Genomic DNA, 19,224 nt, shown 5'->3' with positions numbered 1-19,224 from the left:
GTGGGACAGATGAGGAACAAATGACAGGACGCCGGTCCGCAAGAACCGTCGCCGCAAGACATATGGAACCCGTCAGCATACACAATCTTGTTGACAAGATCGGGTTTCTGCGGGGGCAGACCATGCACCAACTGGGTGCATGGCGTGGATCCCACACCCAAGGCCGCGGGTTAACCCGCAACCCAGTCCCCCGTCGCGCGCGGCTCAGCCGGTTCGACGGAAAGCGTGGATCGCCTCCACCAGGCGCCCCGTGCGCTGGTACAACTGCGCCGCGGCATTGGCCGACTGCTCCACCAGCGAGGCGTTTTGCTGGGTCATCTGGTCGAGTTGCGTGACCGCCTGGTTCATCTGACCGATCCCGGCAGACTGGTCGTTGGACGCGGAGTGAATCTCGCTGACCAGGGTGGTGACCTGCTGTACCTGGGTGACCAGGCTGGTCATGGTCTGCCCCGCCCCTGCAGTGAGGGATGCACCGGCCTCGATGCGCGCCACGCTGTCCCCGATCAAGGACTTGATCTCACGCGCCGCACCGGCGCTGCGCTGGGCCAGCGCACGCACCTCGCCAGCCACCACGGCAAAGCCACGACCCTGCTCACCGGCCCGGGCCGCCTCCACGGCCGCATTGAGCGCCAGGATGTTGGTCTGGAACGCGATCGAGTCGATGACCCCGATGATGTCGGCGATCTTGCTGGAGCTGCGCGAGATGTCGGCCATGGTGTCCACCACCTGCGCCACCACCTGCCCACCCGAATGGGCCAGCGCACTGACTTCGGCCGAGCGCTCGGCCGCCTGGCGGGCCGAATCGGCGTTGTTGGCCACGGTGGCACTGAGCTCGTCCATGGCCGCTGCGGTCTGCTCCAGACTGGCGGCAGCCTCTTCGGTGCGACTGCTCAGGTCGTTGTTGCCGTCCGCGATCTCTCCACTGGCCTGGCGCAGCCCTTCCACCTGAACATCCACATCGTCCACCAGGGAGCGCAGGTTCAGGCCCGCCTGATTGATGGCGCGCATCAACAGAGCCAGTTCATCGGCCCGGTCAGGGCGGCGGTTCTTGCCAGGCTGCCCTGACGCCACGGCCAGAGCCTGACCCAAAATGATGTGGATCGGACGGGCAATCTGATACTCCAGCCAGGCGCTGGCGATGACGGCCGACAGCAGTGTGGCCGCCACCATGGCCCCGCAGGCCACGCTGTTGTCCACCATGTAGAGCGCGCAGGCAATCGCCGGCAGGGTCGTGACGGCGCAGGCCGAGCGGATGCGCCAGTTCACCGACATCACCTGAGGCAGCGAACGCCAGGCCTGCCAGCCGCTGCGCACGATGAGCCCGCGGTGGAAGCCCCAGCCCTTCATCTCGCCACGGCGAAACCGGGCATACAGCTCTTCGGTGGCGGCGACCTCCTCGCGCGAAGGCTTGGTGCGCACCGACATGTAGCCCACCACCTGCCGGCCATCGCGCACAGGGGTGGCGTTGGCACGCACCCAGTAGTGATCGCCATTCTTGCGGCGATTTTTCACCAGCCCGGACCATGACAAACCCGCCTTCAGCGTGGCCCACATGTCGGCAAAGGCCTCGGGGGGCATATCCGGGTGACGCACGAGGTTATGGAAACTGCCGATCAGCTCCTCGGGTTCAAAGCCGCTGACTTCGATGAAGGCGGCGTTGGCATAGGTCAGGCGACTGTCCAGATCGGTGGAAGACATCAGCGTGACGCCATCGGGCAGCACGTACTCACGTTGGGTGACAGGCAAATTGATTTTCATGCGAACTGCGCTTTGCTTTTCTCGGAGACCGGGCCTTGAGCCCCAGGGATGCCATCAAGAGGGACGGCACGACGGTCGGAACCGACTGCGGCGAGGGCGCAGCTCTGGCGGAGGCCGTTCGGTGTGGGCCGCCAGGAGCGCCATCACGCCGGAGGCGGGCATGGGACGCCCCAGGTGATAGCCCTGCATCAGGTCGCAGCCGTGGCCCACCAGGAAGCTGCGCTGGGCATCGGTTTCGACGCCCTCGGCCACGACCTCCAACCCCAATGAATGCGCCATCTGGATGGCCGCCTTGCAGATGGCCTGGTCATCGGGGTTGAGCTCCATGTCCTTGACGAAGGTGCGATCGAGCTTGATGCGCTGGATGGGCAGGGTCTTGAGGTAGGCCAGCGAGGAGTAGCCGGTGCCAAAGTCGTCCACCGCCAGGGACACCTGCAGACCGCGCAGCTCCTTCATCATCTCGATGCTGGCGCCCGGATCGTGCATGGCCACGGCCTCGGTCAGTTCCAGCTCCAGCGCACCGGGGGGCATGTCGAAGCGCTCGGTGAGCTGGCGGATGCGCGCGAGCAAGCCCCGGTCACGCAACTGGCTGGCCGAAAGGTTCACCGCCACACGGATGTCACCCCCGTACTGCGCCCGCCACTGCTGCCAGTGCGCACAGGCCTCCTCCAGCACCCAGTTGCCAATCGGCTGGATCAGGCCGGACTCTTCGGCCACCGGGATGAACTGGTCGGGCGGAATCCAGCGCCCGTCGGGTGTTTGCCAACGCAGCAGGGCCTCGAAGCCGATCAAGCGGGTGCCCTCGGCCTGGAACTGCGGCTGAAAGTGCAGGCTCAGTTCGCCGCGCGCCAGGGCCAGGCGCAGCTGGCTTTCGAGCTCGAAGCGCTCGCTGAGGCGGGCGTTCAACTCTTCGCTGAAGAAGCTGTGCGTGTTGCGGCCCTTGCCCTTGGCGTGGTACATCGCGGCATCGGCATGGCGCATCAGCTCGGAAGCGGTTTCGCCATCGCGGGGATACAGGCTGATGCCCAGGCTGGCGGTGACGTGCAGCTCGCGATCCTGGATCAGCATGGGCGCCGCAATGCGGCTCAGCAGCTTGCTCGCGATGCGGTCCACGGCGGCTTCGGCATCCACGCCAGCCAGCACCACGACGAATTCGTCGCCCCCCAGACGCCCCACCACATCGGTGCCGCGGACGGCATCCCGCAGGCGTTGCGCGCAGGTCTTGAGCAACTCGTCGCCTACCTGATGACCCAGCGAATCGTTGATCGTTTTGAAGCGGTCCAGATCCACGAACAACAGGGCCATGTGCTGGCCGGTGTCGCGCGCCACCTCCAGGCGTTGGTGCAACACCTCCTGCAGTTGCTCACGGTTGGCCAGGCCCGTCAGGGTGTCGTGCCAGGCGAGGTACTGGATGCGGTCATGCGCCTCCTTGGTCGCCGAGATGTCAAACACCAGGCCGCACATGCGACTGGGCAGCGAGCCCTCGGCGGGCAGGTAGTAGCCCCGCTCGCGGATCCAGCGCACCTTGCCCTCGCCAGACAGCAGGCGGTACTCGATCTCGTAGGGGCGCTGCTCGGACACCAGGGCCCAGTAAGCATCGTCCAGCGCCGCGCGGTCATCGTGATGGAGGAGACTGACGTGCCCCCGGAAGGAGCAAGGCAGCAGTGCCTCGGGCAGGCCCACGACCTGCTCGGCCCCGGGCGACCAGAACATCTCGTCGGTGTCGAAGTTGCATTCGAAACTGGCCATGCGCGCCAGGCGCTGCGCTTCGGCCAGGCGGCGCTCACTGGCCATCAGGGCTTCACGCGACTGACGGCGCTCGGTGACGTCGGTCTGGATGGCCACGAAGTGGGTGAGTCGCCCCGATTCGTCATGCACGGGGCGAATGTGCAGGCGCACCCAGTAGGGTTGACCATCGCGGCGGTAATTGACCAGCTCGACGCCATCGATCGACTCGCCCAGGCTCAGGGCACGCGAGATGCGGCGCACCGACTCGGCGTCGGTCAAGGGGCCGTGGAGCAAACGGCCGGGCTTGAGGCCACGCACCTCGGGCAGGGTCCAACCCGTCACGCGCGTGTAAGACGGATTGACGTATTCGATGCGACGCTCGGCATCGGTGATGACCACCATGTTGCTGGAATGCTCGACGATCAGCCGGAAGCGCTGCAACTCGTCGAACACCTTCATGTCCACCTCGGCGCCCCGCGCCGGTTGTAATGCATCCACCCTGACCACCTTTTTTGCCGGCACGCGCTGCGCGGTCGCGGGATGCCGCGATGCGCGCACGCCGCCGCGTGATGACATCACAAATGTCTCTGTACTGTACGCGTACAAGATGACAGCTTCAATGTATCGAGATCAGGCAATCGCCGTATTGCGCAGCATCAGCATTTCGGCTATGCGCCGAATTCAAGAGGCGTTCGCCTTGCGAACAACCCTCGGAAAATTCGGGGATTCATACCCCGAATTTGGCCCCTGTGCCCCGCCCCATCTAAGATGCAACCCGTGTTTAAAGTGGGCCACTGTGGGTCACACACACAGGTCCCTCATGCAGGCTGACGCACCGCCCTCCACCGCCCCCACCCCGAAACGGCGCCTCACCCCGGCCGCGCGTGAACAGTTCCGCCAAGAACTGGTGGACATCGCGCGGCGCATCTTTCTGAGCGAAGGCTATGCAGCGGTCACGATCCGCCGCATCACCGCCGAGGCGGGTGTCACGCCCATGGCGTTCTACTGGTACTTCGACTGCAAGGAAGCCTTGCTGATCGTCATCTGGGACGAGATCATCGAAGAAGCGGCCCGGACCTGTCAGGCCCACAGCCAGTCCGTTCCCATGGCGGAGCGCGCGGTCGCGTACTGCGAGGCCATGATCGACCACTGGCTGGCGCACCGAGACCACTTCCGCTTCATCTTCATTGGCGACAGCCCGAACGTGGACATGGTGCAGTTGCGTCAACAGCTGCAAAGCATGCCCGGCACCCGGATGCTGTACGAGGATCTGGACACCTTGCTGCGATGGCACGCCCCCGTGGGCACCCCCAAGGCCGAGTTCGACGCCGACTATCTCCGCATCCGTACCTTGCTGACCTACCGTGTTTTCGGTTTCCTGCACAGCGTGATTGGCATGCGCCAGACCACGCCGGAATTGCTGGCCCTGCAAAAGGGCTGGGTGCTGGCTGACCTGAAAAGCACCCTGGAGCGCTGGCGCCTGAGCAGTGAATTCTGAGCGCGTCACAGAAACGTCAAACAGTTCAGAACGGATTGGCGGATAATGTCTGGCTCATGAACACCGCCGATTTGTTGAAGGCTGATTTGCCGTCCGACATCACGCCCACTTCCAAGGTACGCTGGAAACCCAACGTCACCGTGGCTGCGCTCATCGAGCGTGACGGACGCTTTTTGCTGGTGGAAGAGGAAACCTCTGACGGCCTGCTGCTCAACAATCCGGCTGGCCACCTGGATCCGGGTGAATCGCCGCTGGAAGGCGTGATCCGCGAAACCCTGGAAGAAACCGCGCGGGCGTTCACGCCGGAAGGCTTTGTCGGCCTGTACATGTCACGCTTCCGTCGCACCCGCACGGGCGAAGACATCACTTATCTGCGCCTGGCCTTTTGCGGCTCGGTGGGCGAGGCCGATCCGAACCTGCAACTCGACGAAGGCATCGTGCGCACCGTGTGGATGACGCCGGACGAGATCCGCGCCTGCCCTGAGCGCCACCGCAGCCCGCTGCTGCTGGAATGCCTGGAAAGCTACCTGGCCGGCCAGCGTTATCCGCTCGAGATCCTGACCGTGCACGAGTCGGTGTTTTCGGCGCCGTCGTACCATCGGGCCTCCTGAGCTTTTTTCTGATCTGACATGCAACAGAGGCAACGCGTCGTCGTGGGCCTGAGTGGCGGCGTGGACTCGGCCGTCAGCGCCTGGCTGCTCAAGCAACAGGGCCACGAAGTCATCGGCATTTTCATGAAGAACTGGGAAGATGACGACGACAGCGAGTACTGCTCCAGCCGTCAGGATTTCCTGGATGCGGCCTCGGTGGCCGACGTCATCGGCATCGAGATCGAGCACGTGAACTTCGCGGCCGACTACAAGGACCGCGTGTTCGCCGAGTTCCTGCGCGAGTACCAGGCCGGGCGCACACCCAACCCGGATGTGCTGTGCAATGCCGAGATCAAGTTCAAGGCCTTCCTGGACCACGCGATGCGCCTGGGTGCCGAGAAGATCGCCACGGGGCACTATGCCCGGGTGCGCTCGGTGGCCGATGCGCGCTACGAAGGCGGCCAGCGCTTTGAGTTGCTCAAGGGCCTGGACCCGCTCAAAGACCAGAGCTACTTCCTGCACCGCCTGAACCAGGCGCAGCTGAGCAAGACGATGTTCCCGGTGGGCGAGCTGCCCAAGACCGAGGTGCGCCGCATCGCCGACGAGATCAAGCTGCCCAACGCCAAGAAGAAGGACTCCACCGGGATCTGCTTCATCGGCGAGCGGCCGTTCCGCGAGTTCCTCAACCGCTATCTGTCGAACGAGCCCGGCCCGATCAAGGACGACCGCGGCCGCAAGCTGGGCGAGCACGTGGGCCTGAGCTTTTACACGCTGGGCCAGCGCAAGGGCATCGGCATTGGCGGCGTGAAGGAAAAAGGCGCGCCGCGCGGCGGTGGCGAGCATGAGCCCTGGTTTGTGGCCCGCAAGGACATGGCGACCAACACCCTGTATGTGGTGCAGGGCCATGACCACCCCTGGCTGTTGCAGCACACCCTGGTGGCCGACGACCTGAGCTGGGTCGATGGTCGCGGCCCCGCGGTGGCACAGACCGGCGTGGGCACCAAGACCCGCTATCGTCAGGCCGATGCGCCCTGCGAGGTCACAGCGGTCAGCGCCAGCGAGATCGCGCTGCGCTTCCCTGATGCGCAATGGGCGGTCACGCCCGGGCAGTCAGCGGTGCTGTACCAGGGCGAGGTGTGCCTGGGCGGTGGCGTGATCGCGCGCGCCGAATGAGCGAGGCCGACGCGGCGACGCCCGCCAGCGACGTCCCCATCGTCATCCTCGACACCAACGCCCTGCTGGACTGGCGGGTGTTCAAGGACCCGGCCGCCCACCCGATCGCCGAGGCCATCCTGGCCGGCCGCCTGCGCTGGCTGGCCTGCCCGTCGATGGAAAAGGAATGGCACCAGGTGTGGCCGCGCAGCTACCTCAAGCCCTGGCAGCCCGACCCGATGCTGACACTGACGGTGTTCCAGCACGCCACCTTCGTGGACGAGCCCCCGCCCTGCGGGCTGCGCTGCAAGGACCCGGACGACCAGGTCTTCATCGACCTGGCCATGCAGGTGGGCGCGCGCTGGCTGTTCAGCAAGGATGCGGCGCTGCTCAAACTGAACAAGCGCGCGTTCCGGCTCAAGGGGGTGCAGGTGCTGCGCCTGACAGACTGGCTGAGCCTGAGCGAAACGGACGCAGCACTGTCACCTTGACGACGCTTGTCCGCAATGCCAAAGTGAGGGGCTGGATATCCAGGTGGCGCGGTTGACGCACACGGGCCGGCGCAGAGAGACAATCACGCCTTTCGCGCATTTCGACGGGTTGTGACTATGAGCATCTTCAGCAGCGATTCCCGCACCAACTGGGCCCAGGCGTTCGTCTCGGGCATCCCGTATGCCGCCTTTTCGGGCATGCAGGTGGTGGACATCGGTCAGGGCTTCGTCACGCTGCTGCTGCCCGCCCGCGCCACCTGGACGGGCGACACCCAGCGCAACCTGATCCACGCCGGCTGCCTGAGCGTGCTGGCCGACACCGCCTGCGGCCTGGCCGTGGGCAGCGCCATGGAAGAGATGGAGCCCTTCGCCACGCTGGACCTGCGCATGGACTACCTGCGCCCGCCGGTGGCCAACGTGAATGTGACCTGCCGCGCCGAGTGCCACCGCCTGTCACGCAGCGTGGCCTTCGTGCGCGGCGAGCTGTTCCAGTTGGGGCAGGCCAAGCCCGTCGCCACGGTCAACGCGACCTTCATGCGCGGCACCGCCAGCACCCGCAAGGCCCCCGCGGCCCAGCAGCCCACGCCGGCCGAGGCCGCCTCACACCTGGTCTCGCCCACCAGCCTGGACACCAGCCATCACATCCGCAGCACCCCCGCCGCAACGCCGGAAACCCCGGCACGCACCGGTGGCCGCTCGCCCTATGTGGACTTCCTGCAGATCCACCAGCAAGCGCAGGTGGACGCAGGCCCGGTGTTCCGCCTGCCCTTCCAGCACGACCTGATCGGCAACCCCATGCTGCCGGCGCTGCATGGTGGGGTGCTGGCCGGTTTTGGGGAAACCGCCATGATCCTGCACCTGATGGACACGGTCCCCGGCATCCCCGATGCCCCGCGCAGCGTGGACTTCGCCATCGCCTACCTGCGCTCGGCCAAGCCGGTGGACACCTTTGCGCAGTGCACGACGGTGCGTCAGGGCAACCGCGTGGCGCTGGCCCAGGTCTCGATCTGGCAGGACGACCCGCAGCGACCGGTGGCCAATGCACGCGGTCACTTCCTGATGCCGCGCGAAGAAGGCTGAGCGCGCTGTCAGTGTCTCAGTAGCCGGCCATGCGGGCCGTCACCAGCCGGTTCATGAAGCCCGGTGAGAGCTTGGAGAGCAGCGCAAACAGCTTCGTCTGCCAACCCACACAGGAGTGCACAGGCAAGCTGGCGGCCGGTGCCGTGGCCAACCGCCAGACCGTGGCCGCGACATCGTCTGGCCCCAGACGCACGCCCAGCGTCGCCACGGTTTTCATGCGGCTGACCTCGTCCGTGACCATGGCGGTGTTGACGAACAGCGGCAGCACATCGACGACGCGGATGCCGTGGCGGCGCCATTCGATGTCCAGCGCCTCGGTGAGGCTGCGCACCGCCGCCTTGCTGGCCGAGTAGGTGCCCAGCTCGGGCTGACCATACAGGGCCGAGGCCGAGCACATGTTGATGACGCGGCTGCCGGGTGTGCGCTGCAGCAAGGGGAAGGCCAGATGACAGCCATTGACCAGGCCCTTGAGATTGATGTCGATCAGGCGGTGGTGGCGCGCCAGATCGGCCTCTTCAAAGGGCTGGGTGACGGCAATGCCCGCGTTGTTGAAGAGCACATCCAGTCGGCCTCCGGTGGCTGCCGCGAAACCGCTCAGCGCCGCCCGCCAGTCGTCGGCCGCACTCACATCCAGACGGGCGCTCACGCAGCGCTCAGGACCCCAGCGTTGCTGCAGAGCCTGCAGGCCCGCCTCGTCAACGTCGTACAGGCCCACAAACCAGCCCGCGGCCAGGAAGCGTTCGGCCACCGCGCGACCAATGCCCGCCGCAGCGCCGGTCACGAACAAGGTGGTGGAAGGTATCGGGGACATGCAGAACTCAGAAGGTGGGGGTTGAAACGGGAGACACGACCTGGGACTCAGCCAGAACCTTGAGCGGCCAGCCAGTCGGCCACGGCCTGACGTTGCGCGGGGCTGTAGTGCAGGCCCAGTTTGCTGCGACGCCACAGCACATCGTCAGCCGTCTGTGCCCACTCGTGACGACGCAGGTAGAAGAGTTCGGCCTCGTACAGGTCGGGGGCCACTTCGGAGCCCAAGTCGGCGCGGCTGCGCACGCCGTCGAGCAGGAGGTCGATGCGGCTGCCGTAGGCCTGGCTCCAGCGGCGCGCCAGGCCCAGGTCCATCCAGGGGTGACGCTGGCGCAGACGCGCCTGGAAGGCCCGCAACTGGGCGACCGGCGAGGCAGGGATCATGGCGGTGTCGCTGCCAGCCTGCAGCAGCCCGCCCGGCAGAAAGGCCTCCGTGGTCCAGCGGGCACGCGGATCGCCCAACAGGGTGCCGACGCGGTCCGCAGCCTGTTCGGCCAGCACCCGGAAGGTGGTGAGCTTGCCGCCCCACACGGTCAGCCACGGCGCGGGCTGGGTGTGCGTCTCCAGACGATAGTCGCGCGTGACCGCGGCGGCGGCACCCGTGGCATCGTCAAGCAAGGGGCGCACACCGGCGTAACGCCACACCACCTCGTCAGGCGAAACGGGCCGGCGCAGATAGCGTCCCACCGCAGCACACAGGTAGCGCACCTCCTCATCGCTCACGCTCACCACGCCGGGATCCCCCGGGTGGTCGACATCGGTGGTGCCGATGAGGGTGAACGCGCGCTCATAGGGAATGGCAAACACCACACGCCGGTCCTCCCCCTGGAAGAGATAGGCGTGGTCGTGTTCGAACAAGCGCGGCACGACGATGTGGCTGCCCTTGACCAGACGCAGATGAGCCCCCCGGCTGGCCGCACGCGCGCCGCCTGCGGCGCTGCCCACCACACCCATGGTGCCGCGCAACAGCTGCTCGGCCCACGGGCCCGCCGCGTTGACCACGGCCCGCGCCTGCACGGTGAGCGTGCGGGTGGGAAGGTGGGTGAAGGCATGGTGCCGCTCGAGGGTGGCACGCCAGCCGCCACCATAGGGTTGCAGTTGCGTGCAGCGGGTCCGCGGCAGGATGTGGGCGCCTTGCTCGGCGGCATCGAGCGCGCACAGCAACACGAGGCGGGCGTCGTCCACCCAACCGTCGGTGTAGACGAAGCCCTGGCGCCACTGACGGTGCAAGGGCTGTCCCCAGGGGCTCTGACTAAGGTCCACGGCCCGGCTGCCCGAAAGGAAGTCGCGCGGCGCCAGGTGGTCGTAGCACCACAGGCCCAGGCGGATCATCCAGGCCGGACGCGTGCGCGGATCGTGGGGCAGCACGAAGGACAAGGGGTGCATGATGTGCGGCGCCGAACGCAACAGGCGCTCCCGCTCCATCAAGGCCTTGCGCACCAGGCCAAAGGCGCCATGCTCCAGGTAGCGCAGCCCCCCATGGATCAGCTTGGTGGACGCCGACGAGGTGTGGCTGGCCAGGTCATCTTGCTCACACAGGAGCACGCGCCAGCCACGCCCAGCCAGATCGCGAGCGATACCCGCCCCGTTGATGCCACCGCCCACCACGAGCACATCACAGTGGTGATCGGCCTCGGGCAGCGGCGACAGGTCGCTCTGGCTCATCGAACGAGCTCAGCGCGGTGCATCGGTCCACCAGGCACGGGCCTGATCCTGCCGGCGCAGACGCAGGAGGAGGTAGGCGCTGAGCAGCAGCGATGCGCCCGCCACGGCCGAGACGGCCACCAACCAGGCCGGATGGCTGGCATCGGACAGGCCCGCAGGTCGGCCCACACCCACCCCGGAGGCAGCGGCCTTGGCCTGCTCAGCCTCCTGGCGCAACTGGGTGATGAGCTTTTCCATCTCGTCGAGACGCTGACGGTCTTGGGCCAGTTGTGCCTGCAGGCGATCGAGGTCAGAGCCCGCTTGCGAAGTGACCAGATTGGGCTGCACCGCCGAAGCCACACTGCTGGCGCCAGCGCCGGGCATCGTGGCGGCCATGGGCACGACCGGGTCGAGCACCAGACGCGACACGGGGGCCGGCTTGGGGGCCGGTGCGGGCTTGCGCACAACGACCGAAGAGGCCTTGGGCGCCGCAGCCACCGCCGAGGCAGGCGGGTTGGCCGAAGCAGGGACCGCCGCCGGCGTGGGCGCCGGGGTGGGGGCGACCACGGGCTCCGGCACCGGTGCCGGGGCAGCCTGCGGGGGGGGCGCCGGCGGAGCCTTGGGACGGGGCGCGGGAGCTGGCGCGGCCACCTTGGCGGGTCGACGCACCGGCACGGGTCGAACGGCACGGGGCGCGGCCGGCTCTGCGCGCACCGCCGACGCCGTGGCCACGCGCGTGCCGCTGACCGATGCGGCGGCGCCCTCGCTCACGCGGGCGTCGGTTGCGGGCTCGGAGGTGGTGGCCGGGCGCAGCACCACGGTGGGCACGAACTCGGGAGGGCTGGCAAATATCGTGAACTTGCGCGAGAGGCGGGCGCCGCAACCGTAGCTGAGGCTCACCTCGATGAGCGGCTCATTGATGGGCTGGATGGCCCGCACCGTCAGCACGCGATGGCGCCCGCTTTGCGGCGACACACCCAGGATCACCTTGCCAGCATCGACGCGTCCGTCACCGTAGTAGACCTCGGCTTGCGGGCAACCGTCGTCGGTGTCTTCGCCAGTTTCCAGCTCCAGCGGCACCGAGATCCGCAAGGATTCCCCCAGGATGGCCCGGCTGTTGGGTGTCCCCAGTCCCAGGGCCTGTGCGCCCCCTGAAACCAGGGCCATGGCCGCAGCGGCCACGGCGGAAACCTGCTTCCACTGCTTCATCGTGTCTTGGACCTTCCTGTAAGAAGATGTGCGTTTTGACTCTAGCACGAAGGGGGGAGCGACAACAGTCGCGCATGTCCGGTGATCGCATGCTTGCGACAACTGGTGCGCTTGGGCGCTTTTATGTTGCAATCTCTTCGTTGCCACGGCATCACCGCGCCGTGCCACCCCTTGCCCCGGAGAGTCCCCCATGTCCCCTGCCAACCCCTGGAGTCCCAACCCACGTCAGCAGGCGCTGCTCGATGAAGTGCGGGCGCGGGGAGCCGTGTCGGTCGAGCGTCTGGCCCAGCGTCTGGACGTGACGATGCAGACGGTGCGCCGCGATGTGCAGCGCCTCGCCGATGCCGGGCTGCTGTTGCGCTTTCACGGCGGGGTGAGCCTGCCGCGCGAAGCCCCCAGCGTGGCCGCCTGGAAGGAGCGTCAGGCCGTGCAGGCCGATGCCAAGGCGCGCATCGCTCGCTCGGTGGCCGCCGCCATCCCCGATGGCAGCAGCCTGATGATGGGCGTGGGCACCACGGTCGAAGCCGTGGCGCGCGAGTTGTTGAAGAAGACCGGCCTGCAGGTCATCACCGACAACCTGCATGTGGCCGGCCTGCTCAGCGAGCACCCTGACTGCAAGGTGCACGTGGCCGGCGGCATGCTGCGGGGCCGTGACAGTGCGCTCGAAGGCGACAGCACCGTGGCCTACCTGCGCCAGTTCAAGGTGGACATCTGCATCGTGACCGCGCTGGGGATCGACCCCGATGGCACGCTGCGCGACCGTGACCTGCGCGAGCTGCCCGCCGCCCAGGCCATGATGAGCCAGGCCCGCGAGACCTGGCTGGTGGCCGATGCCAGCAAGTTCCACCAGCCTGCGCTGGCCAAGGTGGGGCACCTGAAAGACATGAAGCGGGTGTTCACCGAAGCCCTGCCCCCGGCGCCCTTCCCTGCCTTGCTGCAGGAATGGGGCGTGGCCTTGACGATTGCCTCCTGACCATGGCCTTGATCCTCGCCCTGGACCAGGGCACCTCCAGTTCCCGCAGCATCGTCTTCGATGAGCACGGCCACATTCTGGCCAGTGCCCAATTGGAGACGCGCCAGCACTACCCACACCCCGGCTGGGTCGAGCACGACCCGCTGGAATTGTGGACCTCGCAGCGCGACACGGCCCACGCCGCGCTGGCGCAGTTGCGCACCCTGGGCCATGACCTCAGCGAGGTCTACGCCCTGGGCATCACCAACCAGCGCGAGACCACGGTGCTGTGGCGCCGCGACACGGGGCAGCCCGTGGGCCCCGCCATCGTCTGGCAGGACCGTCGCACCGAGGCGCAATGCGCACGCTGGCGCGAGGAAGGGCTGGCCGAGATGATCCGGGCCAAGACCGGGCTGGTCATCGACCCCTACTTTTCCGGCAGCAAACTGCAATGGCTGCTGGACCACATCGACGGCGCGCGCGCGGCGGCCCAGCGCGGCGAGCTGGCCTTTGGCACCGTGGACAGCTGGCTGCTGTGGAACCTGACCGGCGGCACCGTGCACGCCACCGACGTGAGCAACGCCTCGCGCACCATGCTGTTCAACATCCACACGCAAGACTGGGATGAGGACTTGCTGCGCCTGATGGACATCCCCCGCGAGGTGCTGCCACAGGTGCGCCCTTCCAGCCATGTGTACGGCGAAGCGCAACCCGAGATCTGGGGCAGTGGCGACTTCCTGGCCGGCCTGGGCGCCTTGCCCATTGGCGGCATGGCCGGCGACCAGCAGGCCGCGCTGTTTGGCCAGGCAGGGTTTCAGGCCGGCATGGCCAAGAACACCTATGGCACGGGCTGCTTCATGCTGATGCACACCGGTGCACAAACCCAGCCTTCGGCCAACGGCCTGCTGAGCACGGTGGCGGCGCAGTTGCCCGGCCAGCGCGCTTATGCGCTCGAAGGCAGCGTCTTCATTGGCGGGGCCGTGGTGCAGTGGTTGCGCGACGGCCTGCACGCGGTGCGCACCGCCAGCGAGGTGCAAGAGCTGGCAGCCAGCGTGCCCGACAGCGGCGGCGTGATGTTCGTGCCCGCCTTCACCGGCTTGGGCGCCCCGTACTGGGACAGCGAGGCGCGCGGTGCCATCGTGGGGCTGACGCGGGGCAGCACGGTGGCGCACATCGCACGGGCGGCGCTGGAGTCGATCGCGTTCCAGAGTGCCGCGCTGCTGCAGGCCATGAGCCGCGATGCCGTGGCCTCGGGCTGCTGCGCGCTGCGCGAGCTGCGGGTGGACGGGGGCGCCTGCGTCAACGACCTGCTGATGCAGTTCCAGGCCGACCTGCTGGGTATTCCGGTGGTGCGACCGAAGGTGGTGGAGACGACCGCGCTGGGCGCGTCCTACCTGGCTGGCTTGAGCACCGGGCTGCATGCCGACACGGCCGTGATCGGTCGCCAGTGGCGCGCCGAGCGCACCTTTGAGCCGCAGCTGTCGCGTGACGAAGCGGCGGCGCGCATGGCGCACTGGGAGCATGCGGTGCGGCAGGCGAGCGCGCGCTGACACACCCCACGCGCTCGGCCTCGTCCAGGCAAAAAAAAGGGCAACCCGAAGGTTGCCCAAAGCGCTCTGAAACCTGAATTCAAAAGGAGGGGGCGCGCTCAACGCCCCCAGGCCCTCACATCTTGCACAGCGGCGAGGCGGCCGGTGTGATCGAGGCGGGGAAGGTCTGCTCGATGACCGGACGCAGCACGCCATCAGCGGTCTTCACGCGGGCCACAAAGTTCGGGATCACCATCTGGTTGTCGGCCGCGCGCACGGTGGCCTTGCCATACAGGGTGTCCACGGTGGCGCCGCGCAGGGCCTTGGTCACGGCTTCGGGCTCGACGCTCTTGGCCAGCTTCACGCCCTGGAACAGCACCATGGCACCGTTGTAGGCCTGGCCTTCGGTGTCGGTGGGCAGACGGCCGTTCTTGGCCTTGAAGGCCGCGGCAAAGGCCTTGGAGGCCGGCGAGTTCACGTCAGGCGTGTAGCCCACGTTGCCAGGCGTGCCTTCGAGCAGCTTGCCGGTGGCATTGATGATGAAGTTGGAGACCAGCGCATGGCCGATCAGCGGGGTCTTCAGGCCAAAGTCGTTGGCCTGCTTGACGAAGTTGACACCGCCCGAGACGTCGGCAAACCAGATGGCGTCCACACCGGCGGCTTTGAGTTGCTGGATGTAGGGCGCGTAGTCCTTGGTGCCGAGGGGCGCGAACAGCTTGAGGCTGACCTTTTTGCCCTGGGCCGTCACGGCGGCTTCAAAGGACTTGGCCGAGTCCTGGCCCCACACATAGTCGGCCGCCAAGATGGCGAAGTTGTTGCCCTTGAGGCCCTTGACCCACTGGTTGATCATCGCCAGGTCCATCGCGTCGGAATGGTTGGTGCGGATGAAACGGGGGTTACAAGCATCAGCGGTCAGCTTGTCGGCCTTGGCCATGGTGCCGATGAAAGCGGCGTCCCAACGGGTCAGGTTCTGGCTGATGGCCAGCGAGATCGAGGAGGTGATGGGACCCAGGATGAACTTGTAGCCGTCGCGGGTCAGCTTCTCCGCGGCGCGGCGGCCGGCGTCGGGCGTGCTTTCGTCGTCGCCTTCGGCCAGCTCGACCTTGCGACCGTCCACACCACCCTTGGCGTTGGCTTCGTCCACCGCGAACTTGATGCCGCTGATCACGTCAGCGCCCATGGTGGAGAAACCACCGGACTTCGACGCCACCAGGGCGATCTTCAGAGGTTCCTTGGCTTGAGCCAGGGCGGCGGTCGGCAGGCTGGCGACCAGCACCACACCGGCCAGCAACTGGGTCATCTTCGTGTACTTGTTCATCATGGTCTCCTCGAATCAAACAATGTCTGCCGGATGCGGTCCGGCCGCCGATTCACCACATTCGAAAAAAGGCTCACACCATCACGTGTTCTTCCAGGTCCTTGAGGCACTCGCGCGTGTTCTCGACACGGCCTTCGGCCACCACGGATCCCTTGGCCATCGCCAGATAGCGGTGCGCCACGCGCACCACCAGGCTCATGTTCTGTTCGATCAACAACAGCGCGGTGCCCTGGTCGGCCACCTGGTTGAAGATGTCAGCGAGCTGGTCCACGATCACCGGGGCCAGGCCTTCGGTGGGCTCGTCCAGCAGGATCAGATCGGGGTTGGCCATCAAGGCCCGGCCCACGGCCACCATCTGCTGCTGGCCGCCCGACAAGGCGGTGCCCGAGGTGTGGGCGCGCTCTTTCAGGATGGGGAAGAGCTTGTAGATCTCGGCCACGTTCCAGTGGCCCTTGCGGCCCGTGGCCGCGCCGAGCAGCAGGTTCTCCTCCACCGTCAGGTTGGCGATGATGCGGCGGCCCTGCGGCACCACGACGATGCCGTTTTGCGCGGCCATGTAGGCGCGCGGCTTGGTGATGGGCTTGCTGCCAAAGTGGATGTGACCCGACTTCATCTGGGCCAGGCCCAGGATGGTGTTGACCACGGTGGTCTTGCCCACGCCGTTGCGGCCGATCAGGCCCACGCGCTCGCCCGCGTTCACGTGCAGGCTCAGGCTGTGGAGGATGTGCGCCGAGCCGTAGTAGGACTGGACGCCTTGCAGGTTCAACAGAGCGGTCATGCGGTGCTCCCGAGGTAGGCTTCACGGACGCGCGGGTTGGCGCGGACTTCGGCGGGGGCGCCCTGGGCGATCACGCGGCCGAGTTCGAACACGGTGATGACATCGGAGATGCCGAACACCACGTCCATGTCGTGCTCGACCAGCAGCACCGACACGTCCCACTTCGAGGTCAAGGCCTTGAGGTGCTTGGCCAGGTCGTGCGATTCCTTGACCGACAGGCCGGCCATCGGTTCGTCGAGCATCAGCACCTGCGGACGGCCCACCAGGGCCAGGGCCAGGTCCAGGCGGCGTTGCTCGCCGTAGCCCAGGTCCTCGGCCACGATGTTGCCCAGGCGGTCGAGGTCGAGTTCCTTGAGCACGGCCTCAGCGTCTTCGGCCGAGTTCGCCATGCCCATCTTGTAAGACGCCAGCTCCACCTGCGCCCGCACGGTCATGCCGTGGAAGATGGAGGTGCGCTGGAAGCTGCGCGACAGGCCACGGGCGCGACGCTCGACCGCCCCAAGGTGGCTCACGTCCTGACCCATCAGGGTCACCTTGCCGCGCGTCAGCGGACGGCGACCGGTGATGGCATCGATCACGGTGGACTTGCCGGCGCCGTTCGGGCCGATCAGGCCACGGATCTGGCCCTTCTCCAGCGTCATGTCCACGCCGTCCAGCGCCTTGACGCCGCCGTAGTGGATGGCCACATCCTGGGCCTGCAGTACATATTGGCTCATGGGTGTCTCCTGTGGCGCTCAGTGGCTGATGGGCTGGTGGGCCGCACCGGCGGGCTTCTTGCCCTTGAAGGCTCGCTCGATGGCACCGATGATCCCGTCGGGCGAGAACACGATGACCGCGATCAGCGCCGCGCCAAAGATGGCGTTGCTGTGCGTGGCGTACTCACCCAGCAGGTCCTTGAACAGGAAGTACACGATGGCGCCGATGATCGGGCCGACCGGGCGCTTGAAGCCCCCCACCACGACCATCAGCAGGGTGATGGCCGAGACGCTCCAGTGCAGGTTCTCGGGCGAGACGAAGCCGGTGTTGAACGAGGACAGCAGACCGGCGATGCCGGTGACCACACCGGAGATGGCGAAGATGAGGGCACGCGGCACCGTGGTCGTGATGCCGATGAAGCGGGCACGCTCTTCGTTGTCGCGGATGGCCTCGGTGATGGCACCGAAGCGCGTGCGGATGACCCACAGCAGGATGTAGGTGACCACCACCATCAGCACCCAGGCAATCATGAACAGCACCGCGGGCTTGAGCAGCACCGACTGCGAGAAGCCGAACACCTCGTTGGGCCAGGCCACGCTCATGCCATCGGTGCCGCCGGTCATGCCGGTGGCGCGGGTGGCCAGCAGGTAAGCCATCTGGCCAATGGCCAGCGTCAACATGCCGAAGGCGATGCCGGGCACCCGCACGATCACCAGGCCCATCAGGAAACCCATCACGGCCAGGCCGCCGAGCACCGCGAAGATGGCGGCTTCGGCCGACATCCATTCCAGTTGCAGGATGACGCCCATGCCGTAGCCGGCGGCGCCAAAGAACAGCGCGTGGCCAAAGCTGACCAGACCGTTCTGGCGCAGCAGGAAGCCCACGCCCAAGGCCGAGATGGCATAGACCACGGCCTGCGTGAACATCGCCAGCAGCGAGCTGGAGGTCACGAAGGTCATGATGCCCACGCCCAGGATCAGGGTCAGCACGGACAGGATGCTGACGCGAGACATACTCATGTTCATGTGGTTCTCCCGGTCGATCAGGTGCGGCTGCCCATCAGGCCCGACGGCTTCCAGATCAGCACAGCGATCATGAAGAGGAAGGGCAACAGGACGGACACGCCGGGCAGGTAGACGGCGCCCAGGGCCTGCATCATCCCGAGCAGGATGGCGGCGATGAAGGCGCCAGCCAGTGAGCCCAGGCCACCGATCACGACGACGACGAAGGAGTCGATCAGCACGTCCGAGCTCATGTGCGGCGACAGCGACAGGAAAGGACCGGCGACCACACCGGCCAAGCCGGCCAGCGCACTGCCCAGGCCCACCACACCGGCGCTCAGCACGTCGGTGTTGACGCCCTGCATCGAAGTGGTGACCGGCTCGGTGGAGGCGGCACGCACGAACAGGCCGATGCGCGAGAAGCGCAGCCACAGCGTCAGCCCCACGGCCACGGCGATGCCCATGAAGAGCACCGCGATGCGGTAGGCCGGCAGATCATGGCCGAACAGGTTCACCGAGAAGTTGAGCAGCTCGGGCGTGAAGATGGAGTAGTTGCCCTTGCCCCAGATGGCGACCACCAGGTCTTCCAGGATCAGCAGCAAACCGAAGGTGACGAGCATCACGTTGAGGGGCTCGCGGTCTTGCAGCAGGCGAAAGCCATAGCGGTCCAGCAGCACGCCGACCACGGCCATGATCGCCGGTGCGGCCACCAGCGCGACCCAGAAATTGGTCTGCAGGGCCACGGTGTAGCCCAGGTAGGCCCCGAGCATGTAGAGCGCACCGTGCGCGAAGTTCACGACGCGGCGCAGGCCGTAGATCAAGGCGAGGCCCGAACTCATCACGATGAGCAGGGCGCCATAGACCAGCCCGTTGAACAGGTTGATGGTCAACATAGAAGGTGTCTCCTGTCAGGAGGTGTGGCTGGTGGCCACAGGGGGAGCGGGCCCCGCCAGGCTTGTTCCCTGTCTGGGCACCCGGAGGGACTCACTCAGA

The 19,224-nt window shown here is 66.7% G+C and carries 17 protein-coding genes; 7 read left to right on the top strand and 10 right to left on the bottom strand.

The genetic code is table 11. From position 1 onward, the window contains the following. Positions 1 to 204 precede the first annotated feature (204 nt). Both WIT60_RS00830 and WIT60_RS00825 read right to left on the bottom strand, forming a co-directional pair. On the bottom strand, positions 205 to 1,758 hold the full coding sequence (locus WIT60_RS00830; protein ID WP_339582057.1) for a methyl-accepting chemotaxis protein: 1,554 nt from the start codon (positions 1,756 to 1,758) through the stop codon (positions 205 to 207). Positions 1,759 to 1,812: 54 nt separating this feature from the next. Continuing rightward, a complete protein-coding gene (locus tag WIT60_RS00825; RefSeq protein ID WP_339582056.1) occupies positions 1,813 to 3,984 on the bottom strand; it encodes a sensor domain-containing protein in 2,172 nt (723 codons plus the stop codon). A gap of 322 nt (positions 3,985 to 4,306) precedes the next feature. Here WIT60_RS00825 and WIT60_RS00820 point away from each other — a divergent pair, with 322 nt between their 5' ends. The 5 genes from WIT60_RS00820 to WIT60_RS00800 all read left to right on the top strand — a co-directional run bounded on the left by WIT60_RS00820 (position 4,307) and on the right by WIT60_RS00800 (position 8,297). Beyond that, positions 4,307 to 4,984, top strand: coding sequence for a TetR/AcrR family transcriptional regulator (locus tag WIT60_RS00820; RefSeq protein ID WP_339582055.1), 678 nt, complete (start codon positions 4,307 to 4,309; stop codon positions 4,982 to 4,984). Between the two features lie 56 nt (positions 4,985 to 5,040). Continuing rightward, entirely contained in the window at positions 5,041 to 5,595 is a 555-nt protein-coding gene (locus WIT60_RS00815; protein WP_339582054.1) for an NUDIX hydrolase, read from the top strand. A gap of 18 nt (positions 5,596 to 5,613) precedes the next feature. Next, complete coding sequence (gene mnmA / locus WIT60_RS00810) at positions 5,614 to 6,747, top strand: tRNA 2-thiouridine(34) synthase MnmA (RefSeq protein WP_339582053.1); 1,134 nt, start codon at positions 5,614 to 5,616, stop codon at positions 6,745 to 6,747. Next, the gene (locus tag WIT60_RS00805; RefSeq protein ID WP_339582052.1) at positions 6,744 to 7,217 is read left to right on the top strand and encodes a PIN domain-containing protein; all 474 of its coding nucleotides are present in this window, start codon (positions 6,744 to 6,746) and stop codon (positions 7,215 to 7,217) included. Before mnmA ends, WIT60_RS00805 begins: the two co-directional genes overlap by 4 nt. A 117-nt stretch (positions 7,218 to 7,334) precedes the next feature. Beyond that, positions 7,335 to 8,297, top strand: coding sequence for a PaaI family thioesterase (locus WIT60_RS00800; RefSeq protein WP_339582051.1), 963 nt, complete (start codon positions 7,335 to 7,337; stop codon positions 8,295 to 8,297). A gap of 16 nt (positions 8,298 to 8,313) precedes the next feature. Here WIT60_RS00800 and WIT60_RS00795 read toward each other — a convergent pair whose 3' ends face one another. From WIT60_RS00795 to WIT60_RS00785, 3 genes are read right to left on the bottom strand one after another with little or no spacing between them, the layout of a single operon-like run. After that, complete coding sequence (locus WIT60_RS00795; RefSeq protein WP_339582050.1) at positions 8,314 to 9,108, bottom strand: SDR family oxidoreductase; 795 nt, start codon at positions 9,106 to 9,108, stop codon at positions 8,314 to 8,316. A 47-nt stretch (positions 9,109 to 9,155) separates the two neighbouring features. After that, positions 9,156 to 10,769 carry a glycerol-3-phosphate dehydrogenase gene (gene glpD / locus WIT60_RS00790; protein ID WP_339582049.1) on the bottom strand — a complete coding sequence of 538 codons (1,614 nt, stop codon included), beginning with the start codon at positions 10,767 to 10,769 and terminating at the stop codon, positions 9,156 to 9,158. Between the two features lie 9 nt (positions 10,770 to 10,778). After that, the gene (locus WIT60_RS00785) at positions 10,779 to 11,957 is read right to left on the bottom strand and encodes a type IV pilus assembly protein FimV (protein ID WP_339582048.1); all 1,179 of its coding nucleotides are present in this window, start codon (positions 11,955 to 11,957) and stop codon (positions 10,779 to 10,781) included. A 190-nt stretch (positions 11,958 to 12,147) separates the two neighbouring features. Here WIT60_RS00785 and WIT60_RS00780 point away from each other — a divergent pair, with 190 nt between their 5' ends. Together WIT60_RS00780 and glpK are read left to right on the top strand one after the other, a co-directional pair. After that, entirely contained in the window at positions 12,148 to 12,930 is a 783-nt protein-coding gene (locus WIT60_RS00780) for a DeoR/GlpR family DNA-binding transcription regulator (protein WP_339582047.1), read from the top strand. A gap of 2 nt (positions 12,931 to 12,932) precedes the next feature. Beyond that, positions 12,933 to 14,459, top strand: coding sequence for a glycerol kinase GlpK (gene glpK / locus WIT60_RS00775; protein ID WP_339582046.1), 1,527 nt, complete (start codon positions 12,933 to 12,935; stop codon positions 14,457 to 14,459). 115 nt (positions 14,460 to 14,574) lie between these two features. Here the strand turns inward: glpK and WIT60_RS00770 are convergent, their stop codons facing one another. The 5 genes from WIT60_RS00770 to WIT60_RS00750 form a co-directional block, all read right to left on the bottom strand. After that, on the bottom strand, positions 14,575 to 15,756 hold the full coding sequence (locus WIT60_RS00770; protein ID WP_339582045.1) for an ABC transporter substrate-binding protein: 1,182 nt from the start codon (positions 15,754 to 15,756) through the stop codon (positions 14,575 to 14,577). A gap of 73 nt (positions 15,757 to 15,829) precedes the next feature. Further along, complete coding sequence (locus WIT60_RS00765; protein WP_339582044.1) at positions 15,830 to 16,534, bottom strand: ABC transporter ATP-binding protein; 705 nt, start codon at positions 16,532 to 16,534, stop codon at positions 15,830 to 15,832. After that, positions 16,531 to 17,250 carry an ABC transporter ATP-binding protein gene (locus WIT60_RS00760; RefSeq protein WP_320362888.1) on the bottom strand — a complete coding sequence of 240 codons (720 nt, stop codon included), beginning with the start codon at positions 17,248 to 17,250 and terminating at the stop codon, positions 16,531 to 16,533. Before WIT60_RS00760 ends, WIT60_RS00765 begins: the two co-directional genes overlap by 4 nt. Positions 17,251 to 17,268: 18 nt before the next feature. Beyond that, the gene (locus tag WIT60_RS00755) at positions 17,269 to 18,255 is read right to left on the bottom strand and encodes a branched-chain amino acid ABC transporter permease (RefSeq protein WP_339582043.1); all 987 of its coding nucleotides are present in this window, start codon (positions 18,253 to 18,255) and stop codon (positions 17,269 to 17,271) included. Between the two features lie 17 nt (positions 18,256 to 18,272). Further along, positions 18,273 to 19,124: a branched-chain amino acid ABC transporter permease gene (locus WIT60_RS00750; protein WP_339582042.1), complete on the bottom strand. Its 852-nt coding sequence runs from the start codon at positions 19,122 to 19,124 to the stop codon at positions 18,273 to 18,275. Positions 19,125 to 19,224: the final 100 nt, after the last annotated feature.

The sequence above is a fragment of the Aquabacterium sp. G14 genome, assembly GCF_037482285.1.
Lineage (GTDB): Bacteria > Pseudomonadota > Gammaproteobacteria > Burkholderiales > Burkholderiaceae_C > Aquabacterium.
The sequence above is the reverse complement of the archived record's forward strand: the minus strand, read 5'-3'. Positions and strand labels throughout refer to the sequence as shown.